Source organism: Pseudomonas sp. BF-RE-21 (assembly GCF_019947305.1).
Classification (GTDB): Bacteria; Pseudomonadota; Gammaproteobacteria; order Pseudomonadales; family Pseudomonadaceae; genus Aquipseudomonas; species Aquipseudomonas migulae.
Window position 1 is genome coordinate 101,848 of the sequence record NZ_JAGYGF010000010.1, and the last position, 25,538, is coordinate 127,385.

Here is a 25,538-nt window from a genome sequence, read left to right on the forward strand (position 1 = left end):
GTCACGGCCTCATCGCGAGCAGGCTCACTCCTACAGTTGATCTTCATGTCTATCCAACCGGCTCCAGCCCCATCGCTATCATCGGTTTGCTGCGCGCATAACGGCTCAAGCGTTCGACCATCGCGTATGGCATGGGCGGATCGAAGGTAAACCCGCGACGCTCATAAAAGCCCCGCAAGTCCGGGTGGCAGAACAGCCACACCGGTTGGTCGAGACCGTTCACCGCTTCGGCAATCAGCGTCGCTGCGATCCCTTGTTCACGACAGGCCGGGTCGACAAACAAACCAGTCAACCAATGCCCGCCCGAGACCGGACGCAAGCACAGCGCCGCAATGATCTCGTTGCGCCGGGCCACCCACAATTGAGCGTCGCGGACCGCTTTCATCGACGATTGGTGGGCGCGATAAAACTTGTTCATCAGGGGCCATAACGGCTCGTCGAGCAAGGTGTATTGAGTGTCGGGCATGGGGCGGGTCTGTGTGTGCGCAAAGCGGGCGATTATAAAAGAACGGGCGGCCGGGGATAGGTGTATACCTGATCTCACATCCCGTATGAGTGGAGTACGTATCATGGCCAAAGGCATGGATTCAAAAAAAGCAGCGAAGAAGAAACCGGCGAAAACCGCCGATGAAAAACGCGCGGACAAGAAGGCCAAGAAGGTGGGTGTGTTCGGCCATTAAGCGGTAAGCATGAAACCCACGTTCTCCCTGTAGGAGCCGGCTTGCCGGCGATGGCCGTTAACGATGACGCGTTTACATAGAAAAAAACGCGGTGTCTGAGAGTCCATCGCCGGCAAGCCAGCTCCTACAGGAGGGGGGCAAAATAATCTGCAAGATTTCCCGATGCCATTGCACAGAAAGGGACTGGTCCCCGATCTGAGCAACGCCATGCCCCATTACTTCGATAGTGCCCACCGAGAAGAAATCGAAACCCTGCGCCAGCGCCTGACCGCTCGCACCGAGTGGCCGACCTGGTTGCTGCTGATCGGCGTGTACGGCGGCTGGTTCGGCATCATGCTGGCCAGCAATCGATTGGGCGTCTGGTGGAGCACGTTGCTGCTGATTCCGCTGGTGGTGCTGTGGTTGTCGGTGCAGCATGAATTGCTCCACGGTCATCCCACCCGCTGGACCACGCTGAACAAAATCCTCGGTTACGCACCGTTCGCCGTCTGGTACCCCTACACGTTGTATCGCGACAGCCATCTGCTGCATCACCGCGACGAAGACCTGACCTTGCCGGGCATCGATCCGGAAAGCCGTTACCTGAGTGCCGAGCGGTGGCAGGGCAGTTCCGTGTTCGAACAGAGCCTGCACTGGCTGAACAAAACCGTACTCGGACGCTTCATCATCGGTGCGCCGCTGGCCTTGCTGGCGCTGGCGCGCGAAGAACTGCAGCGCTTGAGATCGGGTGATCGACAGGCCTGGTTGATGTGGCTGACCCACGGCGCACTGACCGTGTCGATGTTGCTGTTCATCGCCCATTACAGCGCGGTGCCGGTGTGGCATTACCTGTTGCTGATCAGCGTGCCGGCGCTGTCGATTGCAATGATCCGCTCCTACTATGAGCACCGTCCCCATGCGCAACCCGAGCAACGCACCGTGCTCAATGAAGCCGGCTGGCCATGGCGCTGGCTGTTCCTGAACCTGAATTTTCATCTGGTGCATCACGACTTGCCGAGTCTGCCCTGGTACGACTTGCCCCGCGCCTACCACGCACGCCGCGAGCAATGGGTGGCGCGCAGCGGCGGCTTTCTGGTGCAGGGTTATGCTCAGTTGTGGCGTGAGAACGGGATAAAGGCGATCGACAGCCCGAAACACCCCTTCCACTGATTGCCAATACATTCCCCTGTAGGAGCCAGCTTGCTGGCGATGGCGGTGTGTCATGTTGCATTGATGGGACTGATACGCCGCCATCGCCGGCAAGCCGGCTCCTACAGTAGATGTTTGTTGTTTGAGAGATTTTGATGACTCAACACATCACCGAATTACTGATGTACGTCGCCCCCGAACCCATCCGCCAGGCCAACGAGCGTTGGCTGACGCGAATCCTCGAACGTCTGGGCGCCACCCGCCGCAACGCCGATGGGCTATCGCTGATGGACCTGTGGCTGTCCCCGCAGTTGCTGCTGACCCAAACCTGCGGCTATCCGCTGATGACCGTATTGCGCGGCCAGGTTCGGGTTATCGGCCGGCCTCGTTACGAACTGCCGGACAGCAGCGGCGGCAACCATTGCAGCCTGCTGCTCAGCCGTGCCGATGATTCACGCCGGACCTTGCCCGCGTTTTTCGGCAGCCGTGGCGTGATCAACGGCGAAGACTCCAACAGCGGCATGAACCTGCTGCGTCAACGACTCGCGCCGTTGCACCGCGACGGTCAGTTCTTCGCCAGCGTCGGCATCAGCGGCAGCCACCGCGAGAGCCTGCGCTGGCTGCGTGAAGATCAAGCCGACCTCGCCGCCATCGACAGCGTGACCTTCGCCTACCTGGCGCGGCACGCCGAAGAGGAAGTGGCGGGATTGCGCGTGGTGGTGCGTAGCGCGTTCAGCCCGACCTTGCCGTATATCACCGTTGCGACGGCGACCGATAAACAGGTAGAGGCGCTGCGGCAGGTGATGAACGAGACGCTGCGGGAATTGCCCGATGTCGCCGAAGTCCTTGGGTTGCACGAGGTGTTGCCGGCCGGCGAGAGCGACTATCAAATCGTTCTCGATTATCAGCAGGAAGCCGAGGCGTTGGGGTTTGGGCGGTTGCGTTGACTGGAGATTGCCTTCGCGGGCAAGCCTCGCTCCTACAGGATTTGTGTCGATCTCTGGATTGATGATCGACACAAATCCTGTAGGAGCGAGGCTTGCCCGCGAAGGCAATCTATCAAACACAACGTTAATTCCTTTGTGGAATATAAAAATGCATTTTAAGTATTATTAAAGAATAAGGCTCCTTGCTAGGATTCGCCTCACCGGACCACCGGACATTCAGCGACCCTAACCCTTGGAGCCTCTATGTCCGGCACCGACGTATCCCATCGAAACGATGTGGGCGGATTGTTCCGCGCCCATTACCCCTGGCTCTGCGCTCGGTTGCGCCAGTTTCTCGGGGCCAGTTCCAGCGTCGAAGACATCGCCGCCGAGACTTTCGCGCAACTGCTCGAATCGCCGGGTCTGACCCCGATCCGCGAGCCCCGCGCCTTGCTCACCACCATCGCCCGCCGGTTGATTTATCAACTCTGGCGCCGTCGCGATCTGGAGCGTCAGCACCTCGATCAACTGCAACACCTTGATCAGCCCCAAGCGTCCTCGCCCGAGGAATTGCTGCAACTGACCCAGGCGTTGCACCGTCTCGACCGAACGCTTGAGCGTTTGCCGGGCAAAGTCCGGGCGACGTTCCTGTTGTCGCGCATCGATGGCCTGACGTACCCGCAAATCGCTGCCGAACTGGGCATTTCCCAGCGCTCCGTCAGCGTCTACATGACCCGCTCCCAAGCGTTGTGCGCCCAGCACAGCGCCAATGAACCCTTGCACCAGAGGTCCGCATGAAATCGATCAAAACCCTGCTCGGCAGTTCGCTGCTGGCCCTGAGCCTTGTGGCGACCCACGTTCCCGCCGCGGAACAAACCAAGCCGATCCACTTCGGTGACATCACCTGGGAAAGCGGCAGCCTGATCACCGAGATCCTGCGGTTGATCGTCGAAAAAGGTTACGGCTACCCGACCGACACTTTGCCGGGCAGCACCGTCAGCCTCGAAGCGGCATTGGCCAAGAACGACATTCAAGTGATCGGCGAAGAGTGGGCCGGGCGTAGTCCGGCGTGGGTCAAGGCGGCGTCGGAAGGCAAAGTGTTCGGGCTGGGCGACACCGTCAAAGGCGCCACCGAAGGCTGGTGGGTGCCGGAATACGTGATCAAGGGCGACCCGGAGCGCGGGATCAAACCGTTGGCGCCGGAGCTGAAATCCGTCGCCGATCTGGCGCGCTACAAAGACGTGTTCCGCGACCCCGAAGACCCGAGTCGCGGACGCTTCCTCAACAGCCCGACCGGCTGGACTTCGGAGATCGTCAACAGTCAGAAACTCAAGGCCTACGACCTGACCACCAGCTTCGTCAACTTCCGCACCGGCTCCGGCGCGGCGCTGGATGCCGAAGTGGCCTCGTCGATCCGTCGCGGCAAACCGGTGTTGTTCTACTACTGGTCGCCGACGCCGCTATTGGGTCGCTTCAAACTGGTGAAACTCGAAGAACCGCCCTTCGACGCCGAGGCCTGGAAGACCCTGGCCGATGCCAACAACCCAAACCCCAAAGGCACGCGCTCGATGCCGGCGAGCCTGGCGATCGGTGTGTCTGCACCGTTCAAGACGCAGTATCCGGACTTGGTGTCGTTCTTCGAGAAAGTCGATTTCCCGATCGATCTGCTGAACCAGACGCTGGCGCAGATGAGCGAAAAACGCCAGCAACCGCGTCAGGTGGCGGAAGCGTTTTTGCGCGATCAGCCGCAGATCTGGAAGGGTTGGGTGCCGGGTGAGGTGGCGACCAAGGTGAGTGCGAGTTTGTAATTTTTCGGCGTCTGTTACATCGATTTCGCGGGCAAGCCTCGCTCCTACAAAGGTATCGTTAATCCTGTAGGAGCGAGGCTTGCCCGCGAATCAATCTAAAACCTTACACCAACTCCACGGCCAACGCCGCTTGCACCGCCGGGCGCAAAACAACCCGCGCCTGAAACCGCATCAACACCGGCCACTGATCCAAATCTATCGCAAACAACGGCGCCCACCGCAACACCGTAAACAAGTAAGCATCCGCCACGCTGAACCCACCCGCCAGCAGATAATCCTGGCGCTCCAGCGTCTGACACAACACCGCAAAGCGCTTGAACAACTTCTCCTTGATCAACGCTTTCACCTCCTCGGGGAGCTGCGCGTTGAACAGCCAACCCAGCCCGCCATGAATCTCCGTCGAAACGAAATTCAGCCACTCCTGCAACCGCAGTCGCTCGAACGTCCCGTTCACGGGCGCCAGGTTCGCCTCGGGTCGCAGGTCCGCCAGGTATTGCAGGATCGCCGGGCCTTCAGTCAGCACGTCACCGTTGTCGAGTTGCAGCGCCGCGACGTAACCCTTCGGGTTGATGGCGAGGAAATCGGCACCGCTCGCGGTCCGTTTGGTGCGGTTATCGACGCGGATCAACTCGAACGGCAGGTCCAGTTCACGCAGCACAATGTGCGGTGCCAGCGAGCAGGCTTGAGGGGCGTAATACAACTTCATCGGCAGGGCTCTGGTTGGGGATTTGCGCCAGTGTCATAGTGCGCGGCGCCCTCGGTAAAATTAATCTTTAAGAAAACTGCCATAAGGAAAGCTACTGCCATGATGAATCTGATGCACTGGCGAATGGTGGTGGCAGTGGCCGATACGGGCAACATTACCCGCGCGGCCGAACGGGTCGGCATGACCCAGTCAGGCGCGAGCCAAGCGTTGGCGCTGATCGAAGATACCCTCGGCGTTCAGCTGTTCACTCGGGAGAATCGCCAAACGCTGCCGACCGCTATCGGCCTGCCGGTCATCGAGCAGGCCCGGACCATGCTCGGCGCCCTGGAAAACATCCGCAGCACCGTCGATGCCGCGAAAGACATCCAGCGCGGGACGATTCGCCTGGCGAGTTTTCCCATGGTGCTGGCAACCTTTCTGCCGCCGCTGCTGCGCACATTCAGCCGGCTTTACCCCGGCATTCAGGTGGTCGCGCTGGAAGTCAGCGACGATGAAGTGGAAGCACTGCTCGGCGCCGGCCTGGTGGATGTGGGTGTGGTGCTGAACCCGGCGCCGGAGCGCAATGCCGGGCGTTTGGGGTGCGATGCCTGGGTCGCGGTGTTGCCCGGTGGCCATCCCTTGGCACGCCGCTCGATTGAACAAGGCGTCACCCTCGCGGAGTTGGCAGACCAGCCGTTTGTGCTGGCCACGGGCGGCTGTTCGACCAACGCCCGCAGCCTGGCCGCCGATGCCGGTCTGCAATTGCGCGACGTTCGGGTCGAGGTCCGCGAGTGGAGCAGTGCGTTCACGCTGGTGCGCGAAAACATCGGAGTCACCCTGGTGCCGGAAATGACCTTGCCCAGCCATCTCCAGGGGCTGCGTGTGGTGCCGGTCAAACCGCGTATCGATCGTGAGTTTGCCTTGGTGGTCGCCGCAAACAAACAACCCTCGGCAGCGGTGCAGGCGTTGTTGAGCATGCTGGCTGAACACTGAATCAAGCTGAACCGTTTTTGTCCTCAATACTGGCCGACTAGTGGCCTTGCAAGCCTATTGCGGCTGGCTATGCTCAGTCCTGACGAACCATGTCGGTCGCCATGTGAAGGCCGGCATGCACGCTTCAGAGTGCGCACCCCAAGGCACCGATGCGAGCGGCAAGGAGTTTTACGATAAAGGGAGTTACTTATGAAAACGTTAGGGCTGGCCCGGTCCCGGGCTATCAAGAGACGGATGTCTTGATAAGAGCGTTGCCACATGGACTCTCCGATTCAACATCATTGATCACCTGACAGTTCCTCCCGTGGAGGAATGCGTGTGCCTGTTCCATGGAACGTTGTGGTGGATACGTTGAAAGACCGAAGAACTTTCATCAATCAAACGACCGCGCTTAGGGTGATACGACCATGTTTAACCTACATCACAAGGCTGACCTGCAGGAAATCGAGCGCTACAGCTGTGCGCTGACCGAGGCCAACGCCAAGTTGGCGGCCGTCAGTCGTTCGATGGCGATGATTGAGTTCACCCCTGACGGCATCGTGCTCGATGCCAACGACAACTTTTGCAAAGCCATGGGTTACAGCGCCGAAGAAGTGCGCGGCAAACATCACCGGATCTTTTGCGAGGAAACGTTTTATCGCAGCGAAGCCTACGCCAAATTGTGGCGTGACCTGGCCCGTGGCGAGTCGCTCAGCGGGACTTTCCTGCGCTTGAACAAGGGCGGCAAGGAGATCTGGCTCGAAGCCAGTTACATGCCGGTTATCGGTCCCGACCGGCGAGTCAGCAGTGTGATCAAAGTCGCCACCGACATTACGGACAGGGTGAACAAGGAACACGAAAACGAAAGCATGCTCGCGGCAATCGGTCGTTCGATGGCGGTGATCGAATTCACCCCCGCCGGCAATGTGATCACCGCCAATGAAAACTTCCTGAAGACCACGCATTACGCGCTCAACGAAATCGTCGGTCAGCATCACAGCCTGTTTTGCCACCGCGCCGAAGCCGAATCGCCGTCTTACAAAGGATTCTGGGCTTCACTGAATCGCGGCGAATATCACTCGCACCGTTTCGAACGCAGAGACAAGCACGGTCATACGATTTTTCTCGAAGCCTCCTACAACCCGTTGTTCGACGCCAAGGGCCGTTTGTACAAAGTGGTGAAGTTCGCCAGCGACATCACGCAGCAAGTGACCACGCTGCAAACGGCTGCGGAGTCGGCCCACAGCACTTCGGTGCAGAACGACGCCTGCGCGCAGAAGGGATCTCAGGTGGTGCAGCAGACGGTGCAGATCATCCAGGACATTTCCAGGGACTTGAACGAAGCGGCGCTGAGCATTGATGCGGTGAGCAAACAGTCCGACATCATCGGCACCATCGTTCAGACCATTCGCGGCATTGCCGACCAGACCAACCTGCTGGCGCTCAACGCGGCCATCGAGGCGGCGCGGGCCGGGGAGCACGGCCGAGGGTTTGCCGTGGTGGCGGATGAGGTTCGCAGCCTCGCGGCACGCACGAGCCAGGCGACGCTGGAGATTGTCGACGTGGTGCGCAAAAACCACGATTTGTCGTTGAGCGCGGTGTCGAGCATGCAGTCGAGCTTGAGTCGAACCGGCCTTGGGGTGGAACTGGCGAACGAGGCGGGGGAGGTGATCCTGGAAATCCAGCAAGGCTCGCGGCATGTGGTGGATGCGATCAGCCAGTTCAATTCAACGCTGCAATTGAATTGAAACGCTGACCTGTAGGAGCCCGGCTTGCCGGCGATGGCGATCTTGCGGATGCCATCGCCAGCAAGCCGGCTCCTACAGTTCTTGGGTGAACCCACAATCCAGAATCCGTCACGATCCCTGTAGGAGCCGGCTTGCCGGCGATGGCGTCCGCGAGATCGCTATCGCCAGCAAGCTGGCTCCTACAGTTCTTGGGTGAGCCCACATCCAGAATCCGTCACGATTCCTGTAGGAGCCGGCTTGCCGGCGATGGCGTCCTGAAGATCGCCATCGCCAGCAAGCTGGCTCCTACAGAAGCATCCGCGTGGTCAGAGCGATGCGAGGAACTTGTCGACCACCTGGGCGCCGCTTTTCTCACTGCTGCTGCCGTTTTCTTTCTCGGCCTGCGCCAGTTTTATCTTGTCTTGCAGACGCTCGGCAATCTCTTTACCGACCGCCAGTTGTTTCTCCGGTGGCATGGCTTTCAGGTCTTCTTCGGTAATCCCCATCTCCTTCAGAATACTGTCGCGCAACCGCTGTTCCGGGGTTTTGCTCATGTAGTCCTTGAAGTCGGCCATGGCGGTGCTTTCACCGGCCTTTGGCACTGTCGAGGCATCGGTGGCTTGCAGCGCGACACGGGTCTTGGCGAACGCTTCATCGACGTTGTCGCTGATTTTATTGGCGGCGCTGACCTGTTCCGTGGCGAGCTTGGAGGCAGACGCCAGGACCTTCCCATCGTTCTTTACGTTTTGCAGCTGGATATTGTTTTGCACGCTCTGCATCAACACGGCTTGCAGGCCACCTTGAAGACCCGCGGCGGCGTCCGCAGTCGGTTCGTCGCCCGGCTTTTTGGGAAGCGGCGTCACTAGGTTTTGTTTTGCACTGACCAACATGATGAGTAGACCTTGTAGGTGTTTGCGGTGCAGCGACCTGAGCAATTAGCGTGCCCAGGCAATAAAACCTATTATTTTCAATTGGTTATATTTTTTCTTGTGCAGAAAACGAAAGCGTTGCGGTCAACCTTTGCCGCCCGACGGCAGAGGTCGACCGATCAAGGCAGGCCGTTGCAGCCGTGTTTGAGGAAACCGGGGCGTTGCGCCAGGCGTTGGAAATATTCGTCGATGGCCGGGAAGTCCGGTCGATCCATCGGCGTCATCAGCCAACGGTTGACTGACAGCCCGATGACGATATCGGCCAGCGTGAACCGTGGCCCGGCAACATAGGCTTTGGTGGTCGCGAGCTGATGTTCGAGGATGCCCATCTTCTGATTCCAGCCGCGCAAGCCCGTGGCAATCCGGTGCGCGTCCTGGAACTCCGGGTCTTTGCGTACCAGCGCCGTGAACGCGTAGCTCCAGGACGAATTGAGATCGGTGGCTTGCCAATCCATCCACTGCTCCACCCGGGCGCGCGCCGCCGGTTCGTGCGGCAGCAATTCAGCGTGTGGGTGTTTTCCGGCCAGGTAACGGCAGATGGTATTGGACTCCCACAGCACGCCGGCCTCATCGATGATCACCGGCACCTGTGCGTTGGGGTTGAGCCGGACAAATTCGGGGCTGTGGGTCGACGCATACCCGCTGCCCCAATCCTCGCGTTCGTAGGAAAGGCCCAGCTCGTCGCAGGTCCACAGGACTTTTCTGACGTTGATGGATGAAGCCTTACCCAGGATCTTCAGTGCATGTTCCATGGAGATACTCCTACAGCGGTCAGACGCTTTTTGGAATGATCAGAATACCTCTGTAGGAGCCAGCTTGCTGGCGATCGCATCACCGCGTTGAATCTGACGGACCGAGGTGATTCGATCGCCGGCAAGCCGGCTCCTACAGGTGTTACGTGCTTTCGCGCACCTTCAATTCGAACCCCATGTCCTGCACCGGTTTCGCCACGGTGTTGCCCGCCATCAACGTCAGCATCTGCTCTGCCGCGCGACGGCCAATTGCCTCGCGCGGGGTGTTGATGCTGCTCAGGCGCGGGACCATGTGCGCCGAGGCCGGCAGGTCGTTGAAACCGAGGACCGCCACTTGTTCGGGGATTTTGATTCCGCAGCGCATCGCTTCCAGCAGCGCGCCCTGGGCCAGGTCGTCGTTGCCGAAGAAGATCGCGTCGACATCGGGATGACTGGCGATCAGTTGCAGGAACAGCTCGCCACCCAGGCCGACGGAGGAGGCGCGGGGCGTCAGCACTTCCAGGTCCGGGTCATACCGACCAGCCTTTTGCAGGGCTTTGCGAAACCCTTCGCCACGCAGCAACGTGCGCTGATCCAGTTGCGCACCGATGTACGCCAGGCGCTTGCGACCACGGGACAGCAAATGCTCCGCTGCCGTTTCGCCGGCCGCCAGTTGCGAGAAACCCACGCAATTGAGGCCCGCAGCGCTGTCGAGTTCCATCATGTACACGCAGGGAATATTGCTCGCCTCGATCATCCGCCGCGAACTTTCGGTGCGATCAAACCCGGTCAGCAGCAAACCGCGCGGCTGATAGGCCATGTAATTGCGCAGCAGGTTTTCTTCTTCATCACGCGAGTAATGGAAGTTGCCGATCAGCACTTCGAAGCCCTTCGGTCGTAAAACCTGATGAATGGCTTCCAGGGTGTCGATGAACAGCAAGTTGGACAGCGACGGCACCAAAACCACCACGGAATGGCTCTGGGCCGAGGCTAACGCACGGGCGGCGGGGTTGACCACGTAGTTGAGTTCAAGCGCGGCTTTCTGGACTTTTTCCACCAGTTCGGTGGCCACCGTGCTCACGCCGCGCAAGGCGCGGGAGGCGGTAATCGGGCTGACGCCGGCCAGTCGGGCTACTTCATTGAGGGTAGGACGGCCAGTGGTTCGCGTATTTTTATCGTTTTTAGGAGAGGTCATCGGGCGGCTTGCCAAACAAAATTCAAGGCACTAAGGTAGCGCTGTCCCGATGCAGCTGCAAATGCGTAAGCGAGTTTTGCCTGAACCTCGCTTTTCGGCGTCCGGAACGAACATGCTGCAACCCACAAAAATGACAAGAAGGCGTCGGCAACTTCTACTTTTCGTCTAGTGTCATAACTGGCAAAGGTAGCGCTGTCTGCGCGCTGAGGTGTTACATGAATCATCCCATCACCGCCCTGGTCATCATGGGCGTTGCCGGTTGCGGCAAGACCTGCGTCAGCGAAGCCTTGTGCCAGCTCAGCGGCGCGACTGCCATTGAAGGCGATACTTTCCACCCTGCCGCCAATATCGAAAAGATGAGCGCGGGTATCCCCCTGAACGACGACGACCGTGCCGGCTGGCTCGACAGCCTGTGCGATGAACTGCGCCGCGTTGATGCCACGGGTCAGCGCCCGGTGTTGACCTGCTCGGCCCTCAAACACAGTTACCGCGAAGTTTTGCGCAGCGCCTTGCCGGGCCTGGGTTTTGTGTTTCTTGAGCTCACGCCTGAAGTGGCGGCCGATCGCGTCTCCCATCGGCCGGGCCATTTCATGCCGTCGACCCTGATCGACAGCCAGTTCGCCACCCTTGAATCCCCGGTTGGCGAGCCGCTGACCCTGGCCCTCGACGCCTCGAACCACAGCGTCGACCAGTTGGCGAAGCAAGCCCACGCCTGGTGGCTGGAACACGGCTTGAAACGCGCCGGTTAAATTTTGCTTGAAGAGATAGCGCTGTCCTTATGGCTTTCGAATTACCCGTTTTAATAACAACAACAACCAGGAGACACCCCTAATGTTTGGCATGTCCCACGAGACCTTCCTGCTGCTCGATGCAGTGGTCACGGTGATCGGGCTTATCGTCTTGATCACCAAGTTCAAATTTCACCCGTTCATTGCCCTGATCATTGCCGCAGCCTTTCTCGGGCTGACTTCCGGCATGCCGATCGGCACCATCATCAAGGCGTTCCAGGACGGCTTCGGTGGCGTGCTCGGTTTCGTCGGCATCATCCTCGCGCTGGGCACGATGCTCGGCAAAATGATGGCCGAGTCGGGCGGGGCGGATCAGATTGCCCAGACGCTGATTCGCGCGTTCGGCAAGGACAAAGTGCAGTGGGCAATGATGTTCGCCGCGTTCCTGGTCGGCATTCCGCTGTTCTTCGAAATCGGTTTTGTGCTGCTGATCCCGCTGGTGTTCATCGTCGCCCGGCGTACCGGCGTGTCGATCATCAAGATCGGTATCCCGCTGCTGGCCGGTCTGTCTGCCGTGCACGGGCTCGTTCCGCCGCACCCGGGTCCGTTGCTGGCCATCGGCGTGTTCGGTGCCGACATTGGTAAAACCATTCTCTACGGCCTGATCGTTGCTCTGCCGACGGCCATCATCGCCGGCCCGATCTACGGCACCTTCATTGCCAAGTACATTCCCGGCCATCCCAACCAGGAGCTGGTGGATCAACTGGCGCGTGAGAACGATTCTGCCGATCTCCCGAGCTTCTCCATCACCTTGATCACCGTGCTGTCGCCGGTGTTCCTGATGCTGCTCAAGACCTTCGCCGACGTGGTGCTGCCGGACGGCAACTTCTTCCGCACCTTCATGGACCTGATCGGTCACCCGATCTCGGCCCTGCTGCTGGCGTTGCTGCTGTCGCTGTACACCTTCGGTTACAAGCAGGGCATTGGCTCCAACCAGATGCTCAAATGGCTGGATGCGAGCCTCGCGCCAACCGCCGCGATCATCCTGATCATCGGTGCCGGTGGTGGCTTCAAGCAGATGCTGGTGACCAGTGGCGTGGGTAATGTCATCGGCAACATGGCGGTGGCCGCGCAAATCTCGCCGATCCTGCTGGCCTGGCTGGTGGCGGCGGTGATCCGTATCGCGACCGGTTCGGCGACCGTGGCGACCATTACTGGCGCAGGCATCGTGGTGCCGGTGGTGGGGATGATTCCGGGTGTGAACCGTGAGCTGCTGGTGCTGGCCACCGGCGCCGGTTCGTTGATCCTGTCTCACGTCAACGACGCGGGTTTTTGGCTGGTGAAGCAGTACTTCAACATGACCGTAGCGGAAACCTTCAAGACCTGGACGGCGATGGAAACCATCCTGTCCGTGGTTGGCCTGGGCTTTATCCTGCTGCTGTCGTTGTTCGTCTAAGCAACACTTTTGTAGGAGCCGGCTTGCCGGCGATGGCATCGACCCGGTCAAGAAGTTAAACCGAGTCGCCTGCATCGCCAGCAAGCCGGCTCCTACATGGATTGTCGAACCCCCGTAGACGCTGGTTTCGATCATTACCGATAACAAAAAACCGCATTTTTGCGGTTTTTTTTATGGGCAGGAATCTGCGACAAGCCAAATCTTTTGGGTACTGACGACACAACCACTTGTCGGAACTGTCATTTCTCACAGGTAGACGACTTGCATGGACACGTCGAACATCCCTCCTTGAAAGGAGCGCCAGTCACGGGTTCCTGTTTGATCGTCGAACCATGGATGAGGAGCAGACTCTATGAGCACGCCTATTGTTGATAAACCCGAAATTATCCTTCCCACTGAAGGTGCTGAGGAAAGTCTAAGACCAACGTTTATTGGGACGGCGATCATCGGGGGGAAGGTAACTGTTGCGCTACATGACGGAACGGTGCTGGGTTCGGTTGACGTGATGTCTTCAGGTCAATGGCAAGTGCCTTCACTTTCTTCGTGGGAAAAAGGGAAATACAAAGTCAAGGCTAGACAAAACGTGGGGGGCGTCGATTCGGAGTGGACAGAATTGCGGACCTTTACGGTTGTCGGCTAGCCGTTTGCTTTCAGGGACAGGTTTTTTCCAATAACGCCTGAAGACAATTGAATCGAATCGGGAGCGGACACGGACGTGGCCGCTCCCGAGATTGTTTCTCTAGCCGGTGGTTTTGCTTACCAGCCCATCCGCCCTGAACATCCCGCGAATCCCGCGCACGGCCTGACGAATCCGGTCCTGGTTTTCGATCAGCGCGAAGCGCACATGATCATCCCCGTATTCCCCGAACCCGACACCCGGCGAGACGCAGACCTTGGCTTCGGCGAGCAGTTTCTTGGCGAATTCCAGCGAGCCAAGGTGTGCATACGCTTCGGGAATCTTCGCCCAGACATACATCGACGCTTTCGGATTCTCGACCATCCAGCCCAGTTCATGCAGGCCTTTGACCAGCACGTTGCGCCGCTGCCGATACTGCTCGGCGATGTCTTTCACGCACTGCTGATCGCCTTCCAGCGCCGCAATCGCCGCGACTTGCAGCGGTGTGAAGGTGCCGTAGTCGTGGTAGCTCTTGATCCGCGCCAGGGCGTTGACCAGTTCCGGGTTGCCGACCATGAAACCGATGCGCCAGCCTGCCATGTTGTAGCTCTTGGACAGGGTGAAAAACTCCACCGCAATGTCCTTGGCGCCCGGCACTTGCATGATCGACGGGGCTTTCCAGCCGTCGTAGACGATGTCGGCGTAGGCCAGGTCATGCACCACCAGTACGTCGTACTGTTTGGCGAGGGCGATCACCCGTTCGAAGAAATCCAGCTCCACACACTGCGCGGTGGGGTTGGACGGGAAGCCGAGAATCATCATCTTCGGTTTCGGAATCGAGCCGCGAATCGCCCGTTCCAGTTCGGCGAAGAAGTCCACGCCCGGAATCAGCGGCACCGAACGCACCTGGGCGCCGGCAATCACGGCACCGTAGATGTGAATCGGGTAGCTCGGGTTCGGCACCAGCACGGTGTCGCCCTGGTCCAGGGTGGCAAGCATCAAGTGCGCCAGGCCTTCCTTGGAACCGATGGTCACGATGGCTTCGCTTTCCGGGTCGATGTCGACCTCGTAGCGTTCCTTGTACCAGTTGGAAATCGCCCGGCGCAGACGCGGAATGCCCTTGGACGTGGAATAACCGTGGGTGTCTTCGCGCTGGGCGACGGTGACTAGTTTTTCGACAATGTGCGGCGGCGTCGGGCCGTCGGGATTGCCCATGCTCAAGTCGATGATGTCTTCGCCACGACGACGGGCGGCCATCTTCAGCTCGGCGGTGATGTTGAATACGTAAGGGGGGAGTCGATCTATGCGCGCAAAGCGGCGCGGCGAACCTTGTTCGGCCATTGTTGCCTCGGATAACGTAAGCGCCCGGAACCGTCCGAGCGACGCAGGTCAGCGGTGACCTGTGGCGGAATGTAAGGGCAGCTGTGGCAGACTGTCCAGCCTCCACGTAAATAATTTTTTTTCCGAAGGAAATCGGTCGATGGAATTTAGCAGCGGCTTTTTGCTGAGCCTTTCTCTGTGCCTGGACATCGGCGTAGCCAACATCGCGATGATCACGCTGGCCATGCAGCGCGGCTATTTTCAAGGCTTTGCGCTGGGGTTGGGTACCTGCGTCGGCGACCTGATCTACGCCGTGCTGGCCTTGGCCGGCATGACCGTTTTGCTGCAATACGAAACCGTGCGCTGGGTGTTGTGGATTGGTGGTTCGGCGTTGCTGATCTATTTCGCGGCGAAGATGATCTATTCGGCAATCCACCATGAGGCGCTGTTGGCCGAGACCGCCGAAGTGGGCCACAACTCGCACCGCAAGGAGTTCTTTCGCGGGATCTTCCTGGCGATGTCGTCACCCAGCGCCATTCTCTGGTTCGCGGCGGTGGGCGGCACGCTGATCGCGCGGTCTGGCGGTGGCGGGGCGCTCAGCTCGGCATTGTTCCTCGGCGGATTTCTCTGTGCCGGACTGTTGTGGTCGGCAGGCCTGTGCTTTGCCGCGAGCCATGGCGGCAAGTTTCTGGGCGACAAGCTGCTGCGTTATTCGTACATGGCATCGGCGGCGATCTTCTGCTATTTCGCGGTGTACGTGATCCTATCGGGGTACAACGAGTTTATTGGCGCTGGCGCGGTCGAGGCGTTGCATACGCTGTAATTGGGCGAATCGGGTTTGGCTTCTATACTCCTAGCCGAACCCACTTTTTGTACCAGGAGCCGAGTCATGGATGATAAAAAAAGCGTCGAAATCCCGGAACCACGCTTCGAACATGGGCACTTCCTGCTCATTGCAGGGCTTGGTGGACGGTTTACTCAGCAAACCACCCAGGGCATTCCAGCGCTCTGGGAAAAATTCATTCCGCACATCGGAAACGTTCCGGGCCAGAAGGGCGAAGTGACCTACGGCGTGTGTTGCAATTTCGATGGCAAGGGCGGCTTCGACTACATCGCCGGCGTCGAAATCAGCAAGCTCGACGACTTGCCGGACCAGTACCGTTGGGTAGAGGTCCAGCCTCAGTATTACGCGGTGTTCGAGCATAAAGGGCCGCTGGATGCATTGCCGCAGCTGTTTCAGCACATCTTCGGCACCTGGCAACCGCAGTCCGGGCATGAAGTGCTGGATGCTCCGGAATATGAGCGCTACAGCGAAGACTTCAACCCGAAGCTCAACACCGGAAAACTGGAAATCTGGGTGCCGATCAAAGCGTGAGGTGTACGTCGGGAGGCGGATCAACGATGCGCCTCTCGATGTCATGCCCATGCTGATTTATGATCCCCAGCCTTTCCCCGCTGATTCCGAGCCGCCATGAACACCGTCATCCGCCACGTCACCCCCGCTGACCTGGACCGCTGCTACGCCATCGAAACCGTTGCCTACGAAGGTGACGAAGCTGCCACCCGAGAAAAAATCGCCACGCGCATCGCCACCTGGCCTGAAGGTTTTATCGTCGCCGAAGTGGACGGCGTTGTAGCCGGTTTCATCAACTCCGGTGCGGCGTTTCAGGTGGAAATGTCGGACGAAGCGTTCAAGGAACTGATCGGCCACGACCCGGCCGGCCCGCACGTGGTGATCATGTCGGTGGTGGTGCATCCGGATTATCAGGGGCAGGGCTTGGCGAAACGTCTGATGGGCGAGTTCATCGAGCGCATGCGTGCGCAGGGCAAGGCCAGCATCAACCTGATGTGCAAGGAGCGGCACATTCCGCTGTACGCCGGGTTCGGATTTGCCTACGTCAAACCTTCCGCATCGGACCATGGCGGAATGGCGTGGCATGAGATGGTGTTGGCGTTGTAACCCCATCTACCAAACGCAGAAGATCCCCTGTAGGAGCCGGCTTGCCGGCGATAGCGGTGTGTCAGGTGCCATCAGTATTGATTGATGCGCCGCCATCGCCGGCAAGCCGGCTCCTACAATGGTCAGGTTTCGTGTCAGTAGAGGCTGTCCCGCACCCTCACCGGCGCTTCTCGGTCATACGTCTCTGCATCAAACTGCCCATCATTCAAGCGCTTGTGAAACGCCCCCGCCGTCGGCAGCGCCGAGCGATCCAGGTGCTTTTCGGGGTTCCACAAATCCGAACGCACAATCGCTTTCGAGCAGTGAAAAAACGCCGCCTCCACCGTCACCAGCATCACCGTGCGCGCCGGTTTGCCGTTGACCGCGAAGCTTTCCAGCAAGGCCGGCTCATTGCTGATCTGCGCTGCGCCGTTGACCCGCAAGGTTTCGCCGATCCCCGGGATGATGAACAACAGCGACACCCGCGGATCGAACACCACATTGCGTAGCGTGTCGATGCGGTTGTTGCCCGGGCGATCCGGGATCGCCAGGGTGCGCTCATCGATGATTCGCACGAAACCCGGTGTGTCTCCGCGCGGCGAGCCGTCCAGGCCGTCGGGGCCGACCGAGCTGATGATTACCAGCGGCGAGGCGCGAACCATCGCTTGATAATCCTCGTTCAGAAAGGCGATTTGCTTGCGCACCGCGCGTTCGTGGGGTTGGCCGTAAATTGCTTCCAGTGCTTCGATGCTGTCGAGCATAACCACCTCAGAGAATCAGCCCCATCCGCCGTTCGTAACCGATCCGGCCCTTGTAGGCCTCGCCGCTGTCGACCCAGCCGAATTTTGCATACAGCGCGATGGCTGCTTCGTTGTCCGCATCCACCGACAACTCCAGCCCCCGTATTTCCGGAAACGCCTGACGCGCGACCTCCGGCAAGGCTTGCAGGCAGGCCTTGCCATAACCTTTGCCCTGTTGACGCTGATCGACTTGCAACGCATGCAGGGTGGCGCTGTGTTCGTCGGCCCAGGCCGGCAGCACTGGCGGGCGTTTGAGCAGCAGGAAAGCCACCGGGACATCCTCGACCAGCAGGGCGAATCCTTTGACGCCGGGGCCGGGTTTGGACAGCAGGGTGTGCAATGCACCGTGGATGTCACCGGAGAACTTGATCTGTTCCTGGTGAACTTCGATGGCCTCCACCTCCTGGCGCTGCTTCGCGTTCAGGCTTTCGTAAGGCACGAGTCGGGTTGTCACTGGAGTGTCCTTTTTCCAACAGAAATGAGCCTCGGATTCTAGCGAGTTTGCGCCCATGGATTATTTTTAATTTGACTGTCGATCTGGCGTCTTGCCGGACGACTAAGGGTGTCTTCACAACAAAAAACACGGAGAACCACCATGAACGCTACCCACGAAATCCAGGCCCTGATCGACACCTATCGTCAGGCGGTCATCACCAAGGATCTCGAGAAAATCATGGCGTTGTATGCCGAGGACATCGTCTCCTACGACGCGGTCAAGGCCCTGCAGTTTCGCGGCAAGGCGGCCTACCGCGCGCATTGGCTGGAATGCATGGAAATGTGCCAGGGCCCGCACACCTTTGATTTTGACCAGATGAACATCGTGGCCGACGAGCACATCGCCTTCGCCCATTGGCTGGCTCATTGCGGCGGCACCAACGAGAAGGGCGAAACCCAGGCCTGCTGGATGCGCGTGACCGGCTGCTATCGGCGCGAGGCCGGGCAATGGCGCATCGTCCATGAACACTGGTCGGCGCCGTTCGACATGACGAGCGGCACCGCGCTGTTCGGTCTGCAGCCCTGATCGTCGGGAAGTGCCCCCCACGCGCCAAACTGCAGCCATAGTTGATCAGTTCGATCCGGAGAGCCCCATGAAGTATTTATGCCTGGTCTACAGCAACGAACAGGAGTTGCACTCGCTGCCCGAAAGTCCCAACGACGCCGAGTGCATGGCCTACGCCGAATCGATCCAGGGCAGCGGCCGCATGCTCGCCGCCGAGGCGCTGGAATCGGTGCAGACCGCGACCACCGTGCGCATGCGCAACGGCAAAGTGTCGATCACCGACGGCCCGTTCGCCGAAACCAAGGAGCAGTTGGCCGGCTTCTACCTGATCGACGCCAAGGACCTCAATGAAGCCCTCCAGGTTGCCGGCAACATTCCGGCGGCCCGGGTCGGCTGTGTCGAGGTGCGACCGGTTCGTCAATTGAATCCCTGATAAGGAGGTTTGCGTGGTGATGTGGGTGATTGAAGGCCATCGGCACTGATGGCTGACGTGTCGGTCAAGGCTCGGGTCGAGCAGGTTTACCGCGAAGATTCGCGGCGAATCCTCGCGACCCTGATTCGTTTGCTCGGTGATTTCGATCTGGCCGAGGAGGCCCTGCACGAGGCTTTTTTCATCGCGGTCGAGCGTTGGCAGCGTGACGGTGTGCCGGACAATCCGCGTGCCTGGCTGGTGTCCACCGGACGCTTCAAGGCCATCGACGGCTTGCGTCGGCGTGCGCGGTTTGCCGCGTCCCGGCCGATGCTGATCGCGCAACTGGAAGCGCTGGAGCAGGCCGACTGGAGTGACGAAGACGTGGAAGACGATCGTCTGCGTTTGATCTTCACCTGTTGTCACCCGGCACTCGCGGCGGATGCTCAAGTGCCGCTGACGTTGCGCGAAGTCTGCGACCTGACTACCGAAGAAATCGCCCGGGCGTTTCTCTCGGCACCGGCCACCATTGCCCAGCGCATCGTGCGCGCCAAGGCGAAAATCCGCGACGCGAAAATCCCTTATCAGGTGCCGACCCTGGCGGAATTGCCCGAGCGCCTCGACAGCGTGCTGCGGGTGATTTACCTGGTGTTCAACGAAGGTTACTCGGCGTCCATCGGTGCTGAACTGACTCGCGAGGATCTGACCCGGGAGGCCATCCGGCTCGGCCGATTGGTCATGGAATTGCTGCCCGAACCCGAAGTGATGGGTCTGCTGGCGCTGATGCTGTTGCATGAGTCACGACGCCCGGCGCGAACGTCGGCGAGTGGCGAGCTGATTGTGCTGGATGAGCAGGACCGTTCGCTGTGGGATGCCGGGTTGATTGCCGAAGGGTGCGCGCTGATTGCGCGGGCGTTGACCTCGCGGCGATTCGGGCCTTACTGCCTGCAAGCGGCGATTGCGGCGGTGCATGCCGAAGCGCCGACGGCGGGGGAGACGGACTGGGCGCAGATTGCGGGTTTGTATGATGTGCTGTTGGCGGCGGTGCCTTCGCCGGTGATTGAGCTGAATCGCGCGGCGGCGATCGCCAAACGGGATGGACCGTTGGCGGGGTTGACGTTGGTTGAAGGGATTCTGAATCGCGGCGAATTGCTGGATTACCACCTGGCACATTCGGCGCGGGCGGAGTTTTGTCGGCAGTTGGGCAGGGTGGACGAGGCGCGGGCGGCGTATGAGCGGGCGTTGGAATTGACGCAGCAGGTGCCGGAGCGGCGGTTTATCGAGGCCCGGATCAAGGCGTTAAAGTAGGTTGAATTCGCCGGCCTCATCGCCGGCAAGCCGGCTCCTACAGGTTCAGCGCCGTCCTTTGTAGGAGCCGGCTTGCCGGCGATAAGGTCCGCAGGACCTTCATTCCAGCATCTTTCCCAGCAACCAGCTTCCCGCCGGCCCCGGCGGATGCAGCCGCGACCACAGCGCATCGACGAACAGCGGCTTCGGCCACCCTCGCACGTTCAACTCCTGCAACGTCCCGGCATCAAACCGCCCCACCAGCCATCGCGGCAACGGCGCCCAGCCGAATCCACCCTGAGCCATTTCCAGCAGCATCAAGTAACTCGGTGCCGACCAGACGCGCCCCTTCGCCCGGCTTTCATACGGATTGACGATGGTCGCCAGACGCAGCTCCCGATGCTGCTGCAACAGCTCCTGATCGATTCCGGTCAGGGTCGCCAGCGGATGCTCACGCGACACGAACAAAGCGATTTCCGTGCGTTCCTGCACCGTCGAACTGACCAGGTCCGGCGGGTAACTGTCCTGTTGCTCGGCGAACGCCACATGCGCCCGACCGCTTTGCACCAGCGCCACCAGGTCATCGCATTCGGCGATCAGGCATTCGAGTTCCAGGTCCGGGTAACGCTGCTCGAACGCACTGAGCGCCGCTTCGAAACGGTCGGACTGATAGGTGTCGGAAATCGCTACGGTCAGCTTCGGTTCGACACCCTGAGAGAGTTGGCTGGCGGTCATTTCCAGGCGGCTGGTGGCCGCGAGGATTTCCTCGGCCCGTTGCAACATCACGTGCCCGGCCGGCGTCAGCGTGGGCTTGCGGCTGCTGCGGTCGAACAACACCAGATTCAGATCGATCTCCAGGCTTGCCACCGCAGCACTGATGGTCGACTGACTGCGCCCCAGTTTGCGCGCCGCCGCGGAAAACGAGCCTTGGGTCGCCGCTTGCACAAACGCCTGCAACACTTCTTGAGAGGCCATGAACTATCGCCTTGATCGATGGTTATTGGTTATGAAGTATCGGCGTGAGGATGGATCATGACAACCACAGTCACTCAGGGAGTTCTGCTCATGAACGCCAACAAATCCATCACTGAACGTATTTTCCAGGCCATCGGCTTTGAACTGCTGGCCATCGTGATCTGCACCCCGTTGCTGGCGTGGATCATGGACAAGCCGATGCTCGACATGGGCGTCGTCACCGTTGTCATTGCGGCGCTGGCCCTGGCCTGGAACGTGATCTTCAACGGGATTTTTGACCGCGTGCTGACGCGATTCGAGATTGCGCACAACGCCTGGACGCGAGTCGTTCATGCGCTGCTGTTTGAAGGCGGGTTGGTGGCGGTCGGCGTGCCGCTGATTGCCTGGTGGCTCAACGTCAGCCTGTGGCAGGCGTTCTTGCTGGATATCGGGGTGTTGCTGTTTTTCCTGCCGTACACCTACGTTTACCACTGGGTGTATGACGTAGTGCGCGAACGGCTTGTGATGCGAGAGTCTTGCGAAACCTGAAAACAAACCCTGTAGGAGCCAGCTTGCTGGCGATGGTGTGTCAGTCAGAGTGGTATCGACTGACACACCATCGCCAGCAAGCTGGCTCCTACAGGGGGTATGCGTTAGACGTGGAAGTAGCCTACACAGCTGTCGAACGGCAGACGCTTGAGCTCGATCTTGTTCAGGTCGAGCACTTCACGCAGGGCCTTGGTTTCGCCCGGGAAGTTGCGATAAGCGACTTCGTCCAGCACCACGATGGCGCCTTTTGGCATGTACGGCAGGAAGGTTTCCAGCGCGACTTTGGTCGATTCGTACAGGTCGGTGTCGAGGATCAGCATGGCCACGACCAGGTCCGGACGGGTCTTGACCCACTCCGGTACGGTCTTGACGATGTCGCCCTTGACCAGTTCGCAACGCGGGATGCGGTTGACCGGACGCAGCAAGTCGTTGGCGTCGATCATGTCCTGGATCAGCGACTGGTCGGTGTCGGCGAACATGGTCTCGTTGACGTCGGCCGGGTCTTCTTTCTTGTCGATGCTCTGGAAGCCTTCGAAGGTGTCGAAGCCCACGATCGAACGGTTGATCGCGTACGGTTCCAGGATCATCGACAAGTGCATGTACAGCATCAGCGAGTTGCCCTTGTACACGCCGCACTCGATGATCGCGCCCGGTACTTCAGCGACTTTCTTGAACAGTTCCATACGCGACAGTGCAGCGGTCACGCCGATGCGGTTGGCGAAGACGAACGGTGCGTCGGCCACGTACTCGGCATCGACCCGTTTCAGAACGTTGGTACGGGTTTCGTTGTACTGGGCCTCGGCAGGCGTGATGCGACGCTTGGTCATGCTTCGATTCCTTGGAAATTAGAAAAGTCGTGGGCGTGGAAATAGTCTTTGAAACCTGCGCCGACGTCAGGGCAGGCGCTGTCGACGTTGATCGCGCCGCGCTTGTGCTTGAGGTCGTCGAGGTGCATCAGGCGGAAATCCACGCTGAAACGGGTTTGTTGCGTGTAGTTGGGCACCGTGCCGTGCAGGTGTGAGCCCGAGAAAACCAGCATCTCGGCGGTGTTGCCGGCGATGCGAATTTCGGACGCGGTGTTGATCGCTTCGGTGGGCACCGGGTGTTGGCGTGCCTCTTCCTTGACGTTGTCCTTGGCGCGTTGACGTTGTACGCCAATCCAGTCCGACAGGCTCCATTGCGCCGAGGTGTTTTTCACCGGGGCATCGAAGTAGGCCGGGTTGATCATCATGGTCTGGTCAGGCTGGATCGTGTAGACCGGCATCCAGGTATTGATCTGGCAATCGACGCCGCCGTACCAGGTATCGCGATGCGGCTTGTAGGCATAGCTGACGCCCGCATGCAGGTAGTCGTAGTTGGGTACGACGCGGATACGCGGTACGTCGAAGATGAATTCTTCGGGGGCGGCACCGATCTCTTCGGTGAAGCTGCGAATCAGTTCTTTGGCACGCAGGCTGTTGGTGAACTGGCCCTTGAGGCGCGTCACCAGTACGACGAATTCTTCCACCGGCATCAGCGTGTGCAGCGCCTGGTGGTTGGTCTCGCCGTCGAAGGCAGCGGTGATGCTTTCCTGGGCGAACGCGCACAGCTCTTTGGCGGCGCGCAGTTGTGTGTTCAGGAAGATGTCGCCGCCATAGATGGCTTCTTTGAAGTCAGCTTTGTGTTGAAGCTGATTGATGTACAGATTCACGGTTCCTCTCCTGAATACATCGAGTCTCTTAAGAGTCGGCCACACGTTAGCAAACTGAAGTGCAATCCGGTGGGCGGAGGACCAATAAAAGCGCAATCCCCTGAATTTGCGACGAAAAGCATTCTCCAGACGAAAAAAATCCCCCTGTAGGAGCGAGGCTTGCCCGCGAAGGCGGTGTGTCATTCAACAAATGTTGTCGACTGACACACCGCCTTCGCGGGCAAGCCTCGCTCCTACAGAGGGGAGTGTTGGGGCTAGAAGATTTGGGTGAACAACCAGTACAAGCTACCCGACAGCACAATCGCCGCCGGCAAGGTCAATACCCACGCCATCAGCAGATTGCGGATGGTCTTCATCTGCAAGCCGCCGCCATTGGCGACCATGGTCCCGGCCACCCCTGAAGACAACACGTGGGTGGTCGACACCGGCAGACCGAACATGTCCGCCGCGCCGATGGTCAGCATGGCCACGGTTTCCGCCGAGGCGCCTTGTGCGTAGGTCAGGTGGGACTTGCCGATCTTTTCGCCGACCGTCACCACGATGCGTTTCCAGCCGACCATCGTGCCCAGGCCCAGCGCAATCGCCACCGCGATCTTTACCCACAGCGGAATAAACCGTGTCGAGTTGTCGATCTGCTGCTTGAACAGTTGCAGCTTGCCGCTGGTGTCGGCGTCGAAGTTGCCGACTTTGTTCTTGTCCATCAGGCGAATGGTTTCGCTGGCCAGGTACATGTCGTTACGCACGTTGCCCACGGCTTCGGCGGGCACTTTGGACAACGAGCCGTAACCCTTGACCTCGGCACCGATACGGCCGGTGAGCGCGGCGAGGGCCGGGATCAGTTGCGGCGCGGCCTCCTTGCTGCGCACGTAGTCGGACAACACCGCACGCGGGTCGGCCGGTGCCGGCAGCGGCGAATTTTTCACCAGCGCTTGCTGGGTGACTTCGGCGACGGCGGCGAACTGCAAAGCCTGATCGGCCGGCATGGTGCGGTTCAGCGCATAGGCCATGGGCAGCGTGCCGACCAGAATCAGCATGATCAGGCCCATGCCTTTCTGGCCATCGTTGGAACCGTGGGCAAACGACACACCGGTGCAGGTCACGATCAGCATGCCGCGAATCCACCACGGTGGCGGCGTGTTGCCTTTCGGCGCTTTGTACAGCGCACGATTCTTGACGAAGGCGCGCAAGGCCAGCAGCAACAGCGCGGCAAAACCAAAGCCGACCAGCGGCGAGAGCAACAGCGCGTAACCGATCTTGGTGGCCTGCGCCCAGTCCACGCCGCTGGTGCCATCGCGGCCATGCATCAGGGCATTGGCCACGCCGACACCAATGATCGAACCGATCAGCGTGTGCGACGACGACGCCGGCAAGCCCAGCCACCAGGTGCCGAGGTTCCACAGGATCGCGGCGATCAGCAGGGCGAAAATCATCGCGAACCCGGCGGACGAACCGACCTGCAGAATCAGCTCCACCGGCAGCAGGGCGATGATGCCGAACGCCACCGCGCCGCTGGACAGCAACACCCCCAGGAAGTTGAAGAACCCGGACCAGGCCACCGCGAAATTCGGCGGCATCGAGTTGGTGTAAATCACCGTGGCCACTGCGTTGGCGGTGTCGTGGAAACCGTTGACGAACTCAAAGCCCAGCGCGATCAGCAGCGCCACGCCCAGCAACAGAAACGGCGTCCAGGTGGTGACCACCGTGCCGAGTTCGCTCATGTCGTGCATCAGGCTGTACGCGGTGAACAACAGTCCACTGGCCAGCACACCGAAGAAAATCACCAGGGTGAACAGGTTGGGTTTCTTGTCGAGCTGCGGTCTGGCACTGCTGGCGGGCGCCTGGGCAGCGGAAAAGGAAGGAGTAGCCATGCCGGACAATCCTGAGGAGGGAAGTGTGTCGGTCATGATCGTTGCTAAATATTACAGGGAGGCTGCGTTGGGTCAGTGTTTGGGTTTTTTGCCGATACCACCGATCCGAACACACACACACACCGTCCCTGTAGGAGCGAG

At 59.7% G+C, this 25,538-nt stretch carries 27 protein-coding genes and 2 pseudogenes; 17 read left to right on the forward strand and 12 right to left on the reverse strand.

What is annotated here, in order from left to right; translation table 11 throughout:
* Window positions 1–49 precede the first annotated feature (49 nt).
* Complete coding sequence (locus KGB25_RS10215; RefSeq protein WP_223434885.1) at window positions 50–466, reverse strand: GNAT family N-acetyltransferase; 417 nt, start codon at window positions 464–466, stop codon at window positions 50–52.
* A gap of 421 nt (window positions 467–887) precedes the next feature.
* On the opposite strand from KGB25_RS10215, the gene KGB25_RS10220 reads away from it, so the two are divergent.
* From KGB25_RS10220 to KGB25_RS10235, 4 genes are all read left to right on the forward strand, one after another.
* A complete protein-coding gene (locus KGB25_RS10220; protein WP_223434900.1) occupies window positions 888–1,829 on the forward strand; it encodes a fatty acid desaturase in 942 nt (313 codons plus the stop codon).
* A gap of 134 nt (window positions 1,830–1,963) precedes the next feature.
* On the forward strand, window positions 1,964–2,755 hold the full coding sequence (locus KGB25_RS10225) for a phosphate/phosphite/phosphonate ABC transporter substrate-binding protein (RefSeq protein WP_223434886.1): 792 nt from the start codon (window positions 1,964–1,966) through the stop codon (window positions 2,753–2,755).
* Window positions 2,756–2,998: 243 nt separating this feature from the next.
* Window positions 2,999–3,532: a sigma-70 family RNA polymerase sigma factor gene (locus KGB25_RS10230; RefSeq protein ID WP_008038576.1), complete on the forward strand. Its 534-nt coding sequence runs from the start codon at window positions 2,999–3,001 to the stop codon at window positions 3,530–3,532.
* Window positions 3,529–4,542, forward strand: a complete 1,014-nt coding sequence (locus tag KGB25_RS10235; protein ID WP_008033013.1) for an ABC transporter substrate-binding protein — start codon at window positions 3,529–3,531, stop codon at window positions 4,540–4,542. Before KGB25_RS10230 ends, KGB25_RS10235 begins: the two co-directional genes overlap by 4 nt.
* A gap of 103 nt (window positions 4,543–4,645) precedes the next feature.
* Here the strand turns inward: KGB25_RS10235 and gstA are convergent, their stop codons facing one another.
* A complete protein-coding gene (gene gstA, locus KGB25_RS10240; protein WP_223434887.1) occupies window positions 4,646–5,248 on the reverse strand; it encodes a glutathione transferase GstA in 603 nt (200 codons plus the stop codon).
* A gap of 99 nt (window positions 5,249–5,347) precedes the next feature.
* Here gstA and KGB25_RS10245 point away from each other — a divergent pair, with 99 nt between their 5' ends.
* The 3 genes and pseudogenes from KGB25_RS10245 to KGB25_RS30560 form a co-directional block, all read left to right on the forward strand.
* The gene (locus tag KGB25_RS10245) at window positions 5,348–6,220 is read left to right on the forward strand and encodes a LysR family transcriptional regulator (protein ID WP_223434888.1); all 873 of its coding nucleotides are present in this window, start codon (window positions 5,348–5,350) and stop codon (window positions 6,218–6,220) included.
* 512 nt (window positions 6,221–6,732) lie between these two features.
* Window positions 6,733–7,404, forward strand: a pseudogene (locus KGB25_RS30555) (PAS domain-containing protein); the annotation flags it as partial.
* Window positions 7,405–7,515: 111 nt separating this feature from the next.
* Window positions 7,516–7,947: pseudogene (locus KGB25_RS30560) on the forward strand (methyl-accepting chemotaxis protein); the annotation flags it as partial.
* Between the two features lie 305 nt (window positions 7,948–8,252).
* Here the strand turns inward: KGB25_RS30560 and KGB25_RS10260 are convergent.
* From KGB25_RS10260 to KGB25_RS10270, 3 genes are all read right to left on the reverse strand, one after another.
* Window positions 8,253–8,816: a hypothetical protein gene (locus KGB25_RS10260; RefSeq protein WP_008038562.1), complete on the reverse strand. Its 564-nt coding sequence runs from the start codon at window positions 8,814–8,816 to the stop codon at window positions 8,253–8,255.
* 158 nt (window positions 8,817–8,974) lie between these two features.
* Window positions 8,975–9,607 carry a glutathione S-transferase family protein gene (locus tag KGB25_RS10265; RefSeq protein WP_008038561.1) on the reverse strand — a complete coding sequence of 211 codons (633 nt, stop codon included), beginning with the start codon at window positions 9,605–9,607 and terminating at the stop codon, window positions 8,975–8,977.
* A 142-nt stretch (window positions 9,608–9,749) separates the two neighbouring features.
* The gene (locus KGB25_RS10270; protein WP_008032586.1) at window positions 9,750–10,781 is read right to left on the reverse strand and encodes a LacI family DNA-binding transcriptional regulator; all 1,032 of its coding nucleotides are present in this window, start codon (window positions 10,779–10,781) and stop codon (window positions 9,750–9,752) included.
* 215 nt (window positions 10,782–10,996) lie between these two features.
* Here KGB25_RS10270 and KGB25_RS10275 point away from each other — a divergent pair, with 215 nt between their 5' ends.
* The 3 genes from KGB25_RS10275 (at window position 10,997) to KGB25_RS10285 (ending at window position 13,605) form a co-directional block, all read left to right on the forward strand.
* A complete protein-coding gene (locus tag KGB25_RS10275; RefSeq protein WP_192229135.1) occupies window positions 10,997–11,530 on the forward strand; it encodes a gluconokinase in 534 nt (177 codons plus the stop codon).
* Between the two features lie 82 nt (window positions 11,531–11,612).
* On the forward strand, window positions 11,613–12,965 hold the full coding sequence (locus KGB25_RS10280) for a GntP family permease (RefSeq protein WP_008038555.1): 1,353 nt from the start codon (window positions 11,613–11,615) through the stop codon (window positions 12,963–12,965).
* Between the two features lie 352 nt (window positions 12,966–13,317).
* On the forward strand, window positions 13,318–13,605 hold the full coding sequence (locus tag KGB25_RS10285; RefSeq protein ID WP_008038552.1) for an Ig-like domain-containing protein: 288 nt from the start codon (window positions 13,318–13,320) through the stop codon (window positions 13,603–13,605).
* A gap of 99 nt (window positions 13,606–13,704) precedes the next feature.
* On the opposite strand, the gene alaC is transcribed toward KGB25_RS10285, so the two are convergent.
* Window positions 13,705–14,922, reverse strand: coding sequence for an alanine transaminase (alaC, locus tag KGB25_RS10290; RefSeq protein WP_008038550.1), 1,218 nt, complete (start codon window positions 14,920–14,922; stop codon window positions 13,705–13,707).
* A gap of 139 nt (window positions 14,923–15,061) precedes the next feature.
* Between alaC and KGB25_RS10295 the strand changes: the two genes are divergently transcribed.
* The 3 genes from KGB25_RS10295 (at window position 15,062) to KGB25_RS10305 (ending at window position 16,861) form a co-directional block, all read left to right on the forward strand.
* Entirely contained in the window at window positions 15,062–15,724 is a 663-nt protein-coding gene (locus KGB25_RS10295) for a LysE family translocator (protein ID WP_223434889.1), read from the forward strand.
* A gap of 66 nt (window positions 15,725–15,790) precedes the next feature.
* On the forward strand, window positions 15,791–16,276 hold the full coding sequence (locus tag KGB25_RS10300) for a GyrI-like domain-containing protein (protein WP_008038547.1): 486 nt from the start codon (window positions 15,791–15,793) through the stop codon (window positions 16,274–16,276).
* Window positions 16,277–16,372: 96 nt separating this feature from the next.
* Complete coding sequence (locus KGB25_RS10305) at window positions 16,373–16,861, forward strand: GNAT family N-acetyltransferase (RefSeq protein ID WP_223434890.1); 489 nt, start codon at window positions 16,373–16,375, stop codon at window positions 16,859–16,861.
* 134 nt (window positions 16,862–16,995) lie between these two features.
* On the opposite strand, the gene KGB25_RS10310 is transcribed toward KGB25_RS10305, so the two are convergent.
* Window positions 16,996–17,601, reverse strand: coding sequence for a pyridoxamine 5'-phosphate oxidase family protein (locus KGB25_RS10310; RefSeq protein WP_008038543.1), 606 nt, complete (start codon window positions 17,599–17,601; stop codon window positions 16,996–16,998).
* Between the two features lie 7 nt (window positions 17,602–17,608).
* On the reverse strand, window positions 17,609–18,094 hold the full coding sequence (locus KGB25_RS10315) for a GNAT family N-acetyltransferase (RefSeq protein ID WP_207285434.1): 486 nt from the start codon (window positions 18,092–18,094) through the stop codon (window positions 17,609–17,611).
* Window positions 18,095–18,235: 141 nt separating this feature from the next.
* On the opposite strand from KGB25_RS10315, the gene KGB25_RS10320 reads away from it, so the two are divergent.
* The 3 genes from KGB25_RS10320 (at window position 18,236) to KGB25_RS10330 (ending at window position 20,357) form a co-directional block, all read left to right on the forward strand.
* Window positions 18,236–18,661: a YybH family protein gene (locus tag KGB25_RS10320; protein WP_008032569.1), complete on the forward strand. Its 426-nt coding sequence runs from the start codon at window positions 18,236–18,238 to the stop codon at window positions 18,659–18,661.
* 67 nt (window positions 18,662–18,728) lie between these two features.
* The gene (locus KGB25_RS10325) at window positions 18,729–19,073 is read left to right on the forward strand and encodes a YciI family protein (protein ID WP_008032567.1); all 345 of its coding nucleotides are present in this window, start codon (window positions 18,729–18,731) and stop codon (window positions 19,071–19,073) included.
* Between the two features lie 48 nt (window positions 19,074–19,121).
* Window positions 19,122–20,357 (forward strand): RNA polymerase sigma factor, encoded by a 1,236-nt coding sequence (locus tag KGB25_RS10330; protein ID WP_223434891.1) that lies wholly within the window; start codon window positions 19,122–19,124, stop codon window positions 20,355–20,357.
* Between the two features lie 99 nt (window positions 20,358–20,456).
* On the opposite strand, the gene KGB25_RS10335 is transcribed toward KGB25_RS10330, so the two are convergent.
* Window positions 20,457–21,311, reverse strand: coding sequence for a LysR family transcriptional regulator (locus KGB25_RS10335; protein WP_008032563.1), 855 nt, complete (start codon window positions 21,309–21,311; stop codon window positions 20,457–20,459).
* Window positions 21,312–21,401: 90 nt separating this feature from the next.
* Between KGB25_RS10335 and KGB25_RS10340 the strand changes: the two genes are divergently transcribed.
* Window positions 21,402–21,839, forward strand: coding sequence for a multidrug/biocide efflux PACE transporter (locus KGB25_RS10340; protein WP_008038536.1), 438 nt, complete (start codon window positions 21,402–21,404; stop codon window positions 21,837–21,839).
* A 104-nt stretch (window positions 21,840–21,943) separates the two neighbouring features.
* Here the strand turns inward: KGB25_RS10340 and KGB25_RS10345 are convergent, their stop codons facing one another.
* The 3 genes from KGB25_RS10345 to KGB25_RS10355 form a co-directional block, all read right to left on the reverse strand.
* Window positions 21,944–22,666: a TylF/MycF/NovP-related O-methyltransferase gene (locus KGB25_RS10345; RefSeq protein ID WP_056725897.1), complete on the reverse strand. Its 723-nt coding sequence runs from the start codon at window positions 22,664–22,666 to the stop codon at window positions 21,944–21,946.
* The gene (locus KGB25_RS10350; protein ID WP_008038531.1) at window positions 22,663–23,529 is read right to left on the reverse strand and encodes a hypothetical protein; all 867 of its coding nucleotides are present in this window, start codon (window positions 23,527–23,529) and stop codon (window positions 22,663–22,665) included. The genes KGB25_RS10345 and KGB25_RS10350 overlap by 4 nt, the downstream gene beginning before the upstream one ends.
* Window positions 23,530–23,783: 254 nt before the next feature.
* Window positions 23,784–25,397: an inorganic phosphate transporter gene (locus KGB25_RS10355; RefSeq protein WP_008038529.1), complete on the reverse strand. Its 1,614-nt coding sequence runs from the start codon at window positions 25,395–25,397 to the stop codon at window positions 23,784–23,786.
* Window positions 25,398–25,538: the final 141 nt, after the last annotated feature.

Bases quoted from the DNA above. Each gene is read 5' to 3' on its own strand.
- KGB25_RS10215 (WP_223434885.1), bottom strand. From the start codon at position 466: ATGCCCGACACTCAATACACCTTGCTCGACGAGCCGTTATGGCCCCTG.
- KGB25_RS10220 (WP_223434900.1), top strand. From the start codon at position 888: ATGCCCCATTACTTCGATAGTGCCCACCGAGAAGAAATCGAAACCCTG.
- KGB25_RS10225 (WP_223434886.1), top strand. From the start codon at position 1,964: ATGACTCAACACATCACCGAATTACTGATGTACGTCGCCCCCGAACCC.
- KGB25_RS10230 (WP_008038576.1), top strand. From the start codon at position 2,999: ATGTCCGGCACCGACGTATCCCATCGAAACGATGTGGGCGGATTGTTC.
- KGB25_RS10235 (WP_008033013.1), top strand. From the start codon at position 3,529: ATGAAATCGATCAAAACCCTGCTCGGCAGTTCGCTGCTGGCCCTGAGC.
- gstA (WP_223434887.1), bottom strand. From the start codon at position 5,248: ATGAAGTTGTATTACGCCCCTCAAGCCTGCTCGCTGGCACCGCACATT.
- KGB25_RS10245 (WP_223434888.1), top strand. From the start codon at position 5,348: ATGATGAATCTGATGCACTGGCGAATGGTGGTGGCAGTGGCCGATACG.
- KGB25_RS10260 (WP_008038562.1), bottom strand. From the start codon at position 8,816: ATGTTGGTCAGTGCAAAACAAAACCTAGTGACGCCGCTTCCCAAAAAG.
- KGB25_RS10265 (WP_008038561.1), bottom strand. From the start codon at position 9,607: ATGGAACATGCACTGAAGATCCTGGGTAAGGCTTCATCCATCAACGTC.
- KGB25_RS10270 (WP_008032586.1), bottom strand. From the start codon at position 10,781: ATGACCTCTCCTAAAAACGATAAAAATACGCGAACCACTGGCCGTCCT.
- KGB25_RS10275 (WP_192229135.1), top strand. From the start codon at position 10,997: ATGAATCATCCCATCACCGCCCTGGTCATCATGGGCGTTGCCGGTTGC.
- KGB25_RS10280 (WP_008038555.1), top strand. From the start codon at position 11,613: ATGTTTGGCATGTCCCACGAGACCTTCCTGCTGCTCGATGCAGTGGTC.
- KGB25_RS10285 (WP_008038552.1), top strand. From the start codon at position 13,318: ATGAGCACGCCTATTGTTGATAAACCCGAAATTATCCTTCCCACTGAA.
- alaC (WP_008038550.1), bottom strand. From the start codon at position 14,922: ATGGCCGAACAAGGTTCGCCGCGCCGCTTTGCGCGCATAGATCGACTC.
- KGB25_RS10295 (WP_223434889.1), top strand. From the start codon at position 15,062: ATGGAATTTAGCAGCGGCTTTTTGCTGAGCCTTTCTCTGTGCCTGGAC.
- KGB25_RS10300 (WP_008038547.1), top strand. From the start codon at position 15,791: ATGGATGATAAAAAAAGCGTCGAAATCCCGGAACCACGCTTCGAACAT.
- KGB25_RS10305 (WP_223434890.1), top strand. From the start codon at position 16,373: ATGAACACCGTCATCCGCCACGTCACCCCCGCTGACCTGGACCGCTGC.
- KGB25_RS10310 (WP_008038543.1), bottom strand. From the start codon at position 17,601: ATGCTCGACAGCATCGAAGCACTGGAAGCAATTTACGGCCAACCCCAC.
- KGB25_RS10320 (WP_008032569.1), top strand. From the start codon at position 18,236: ATGAACGCTACCCACGAAATCCAGGCCCTGATCGACACCTATCGTCAG.
- KGB25_RS10325 (WP_008032567.1), top strand. From the start codon at position 18,729: ATGAAGTATTTATGCCTGGTCTACAGCAACGAACAGGAGTTGCACTCG.
- KGB25_RS10330 (WP_223434891.1), top strand. From the start codon at position 19,122: ATGGCTGACGTGTCGGTCAAGGCTCGGGTCGAGCAGGTTTACCGCGAA.
- KGB25_RS10335 (WP_008032563.1), bottom strand. From the start codon at position 21,311: ATGGCCTCTCAAGAAGTGTTGCAGGCGTTTGTGCAAGCGGCGACCCAA.
- KGB25_RS10340 (WP_008038536.1), top strand. From the start codon at position 21,402: ATGAACGCCAACAAATCCATCACTGAACGTATTTTCCAGGCCATCGGC.
- KGB25_RS10345 (WP_056725897.1), bottom strand. From the start codon at position 22,666: ATGACCAAGCGTCGCATCACGCCTGCCGAGGCCCAGTACAACGAAACC.
- KGB25_RS10355 (WP_008038529.1), bottom strand. From the start codon at position 25,397: ATGGCTACTCCTTCCTTTTCCGCTGCCCAGGCGCCCGCCAGCAGTGCC.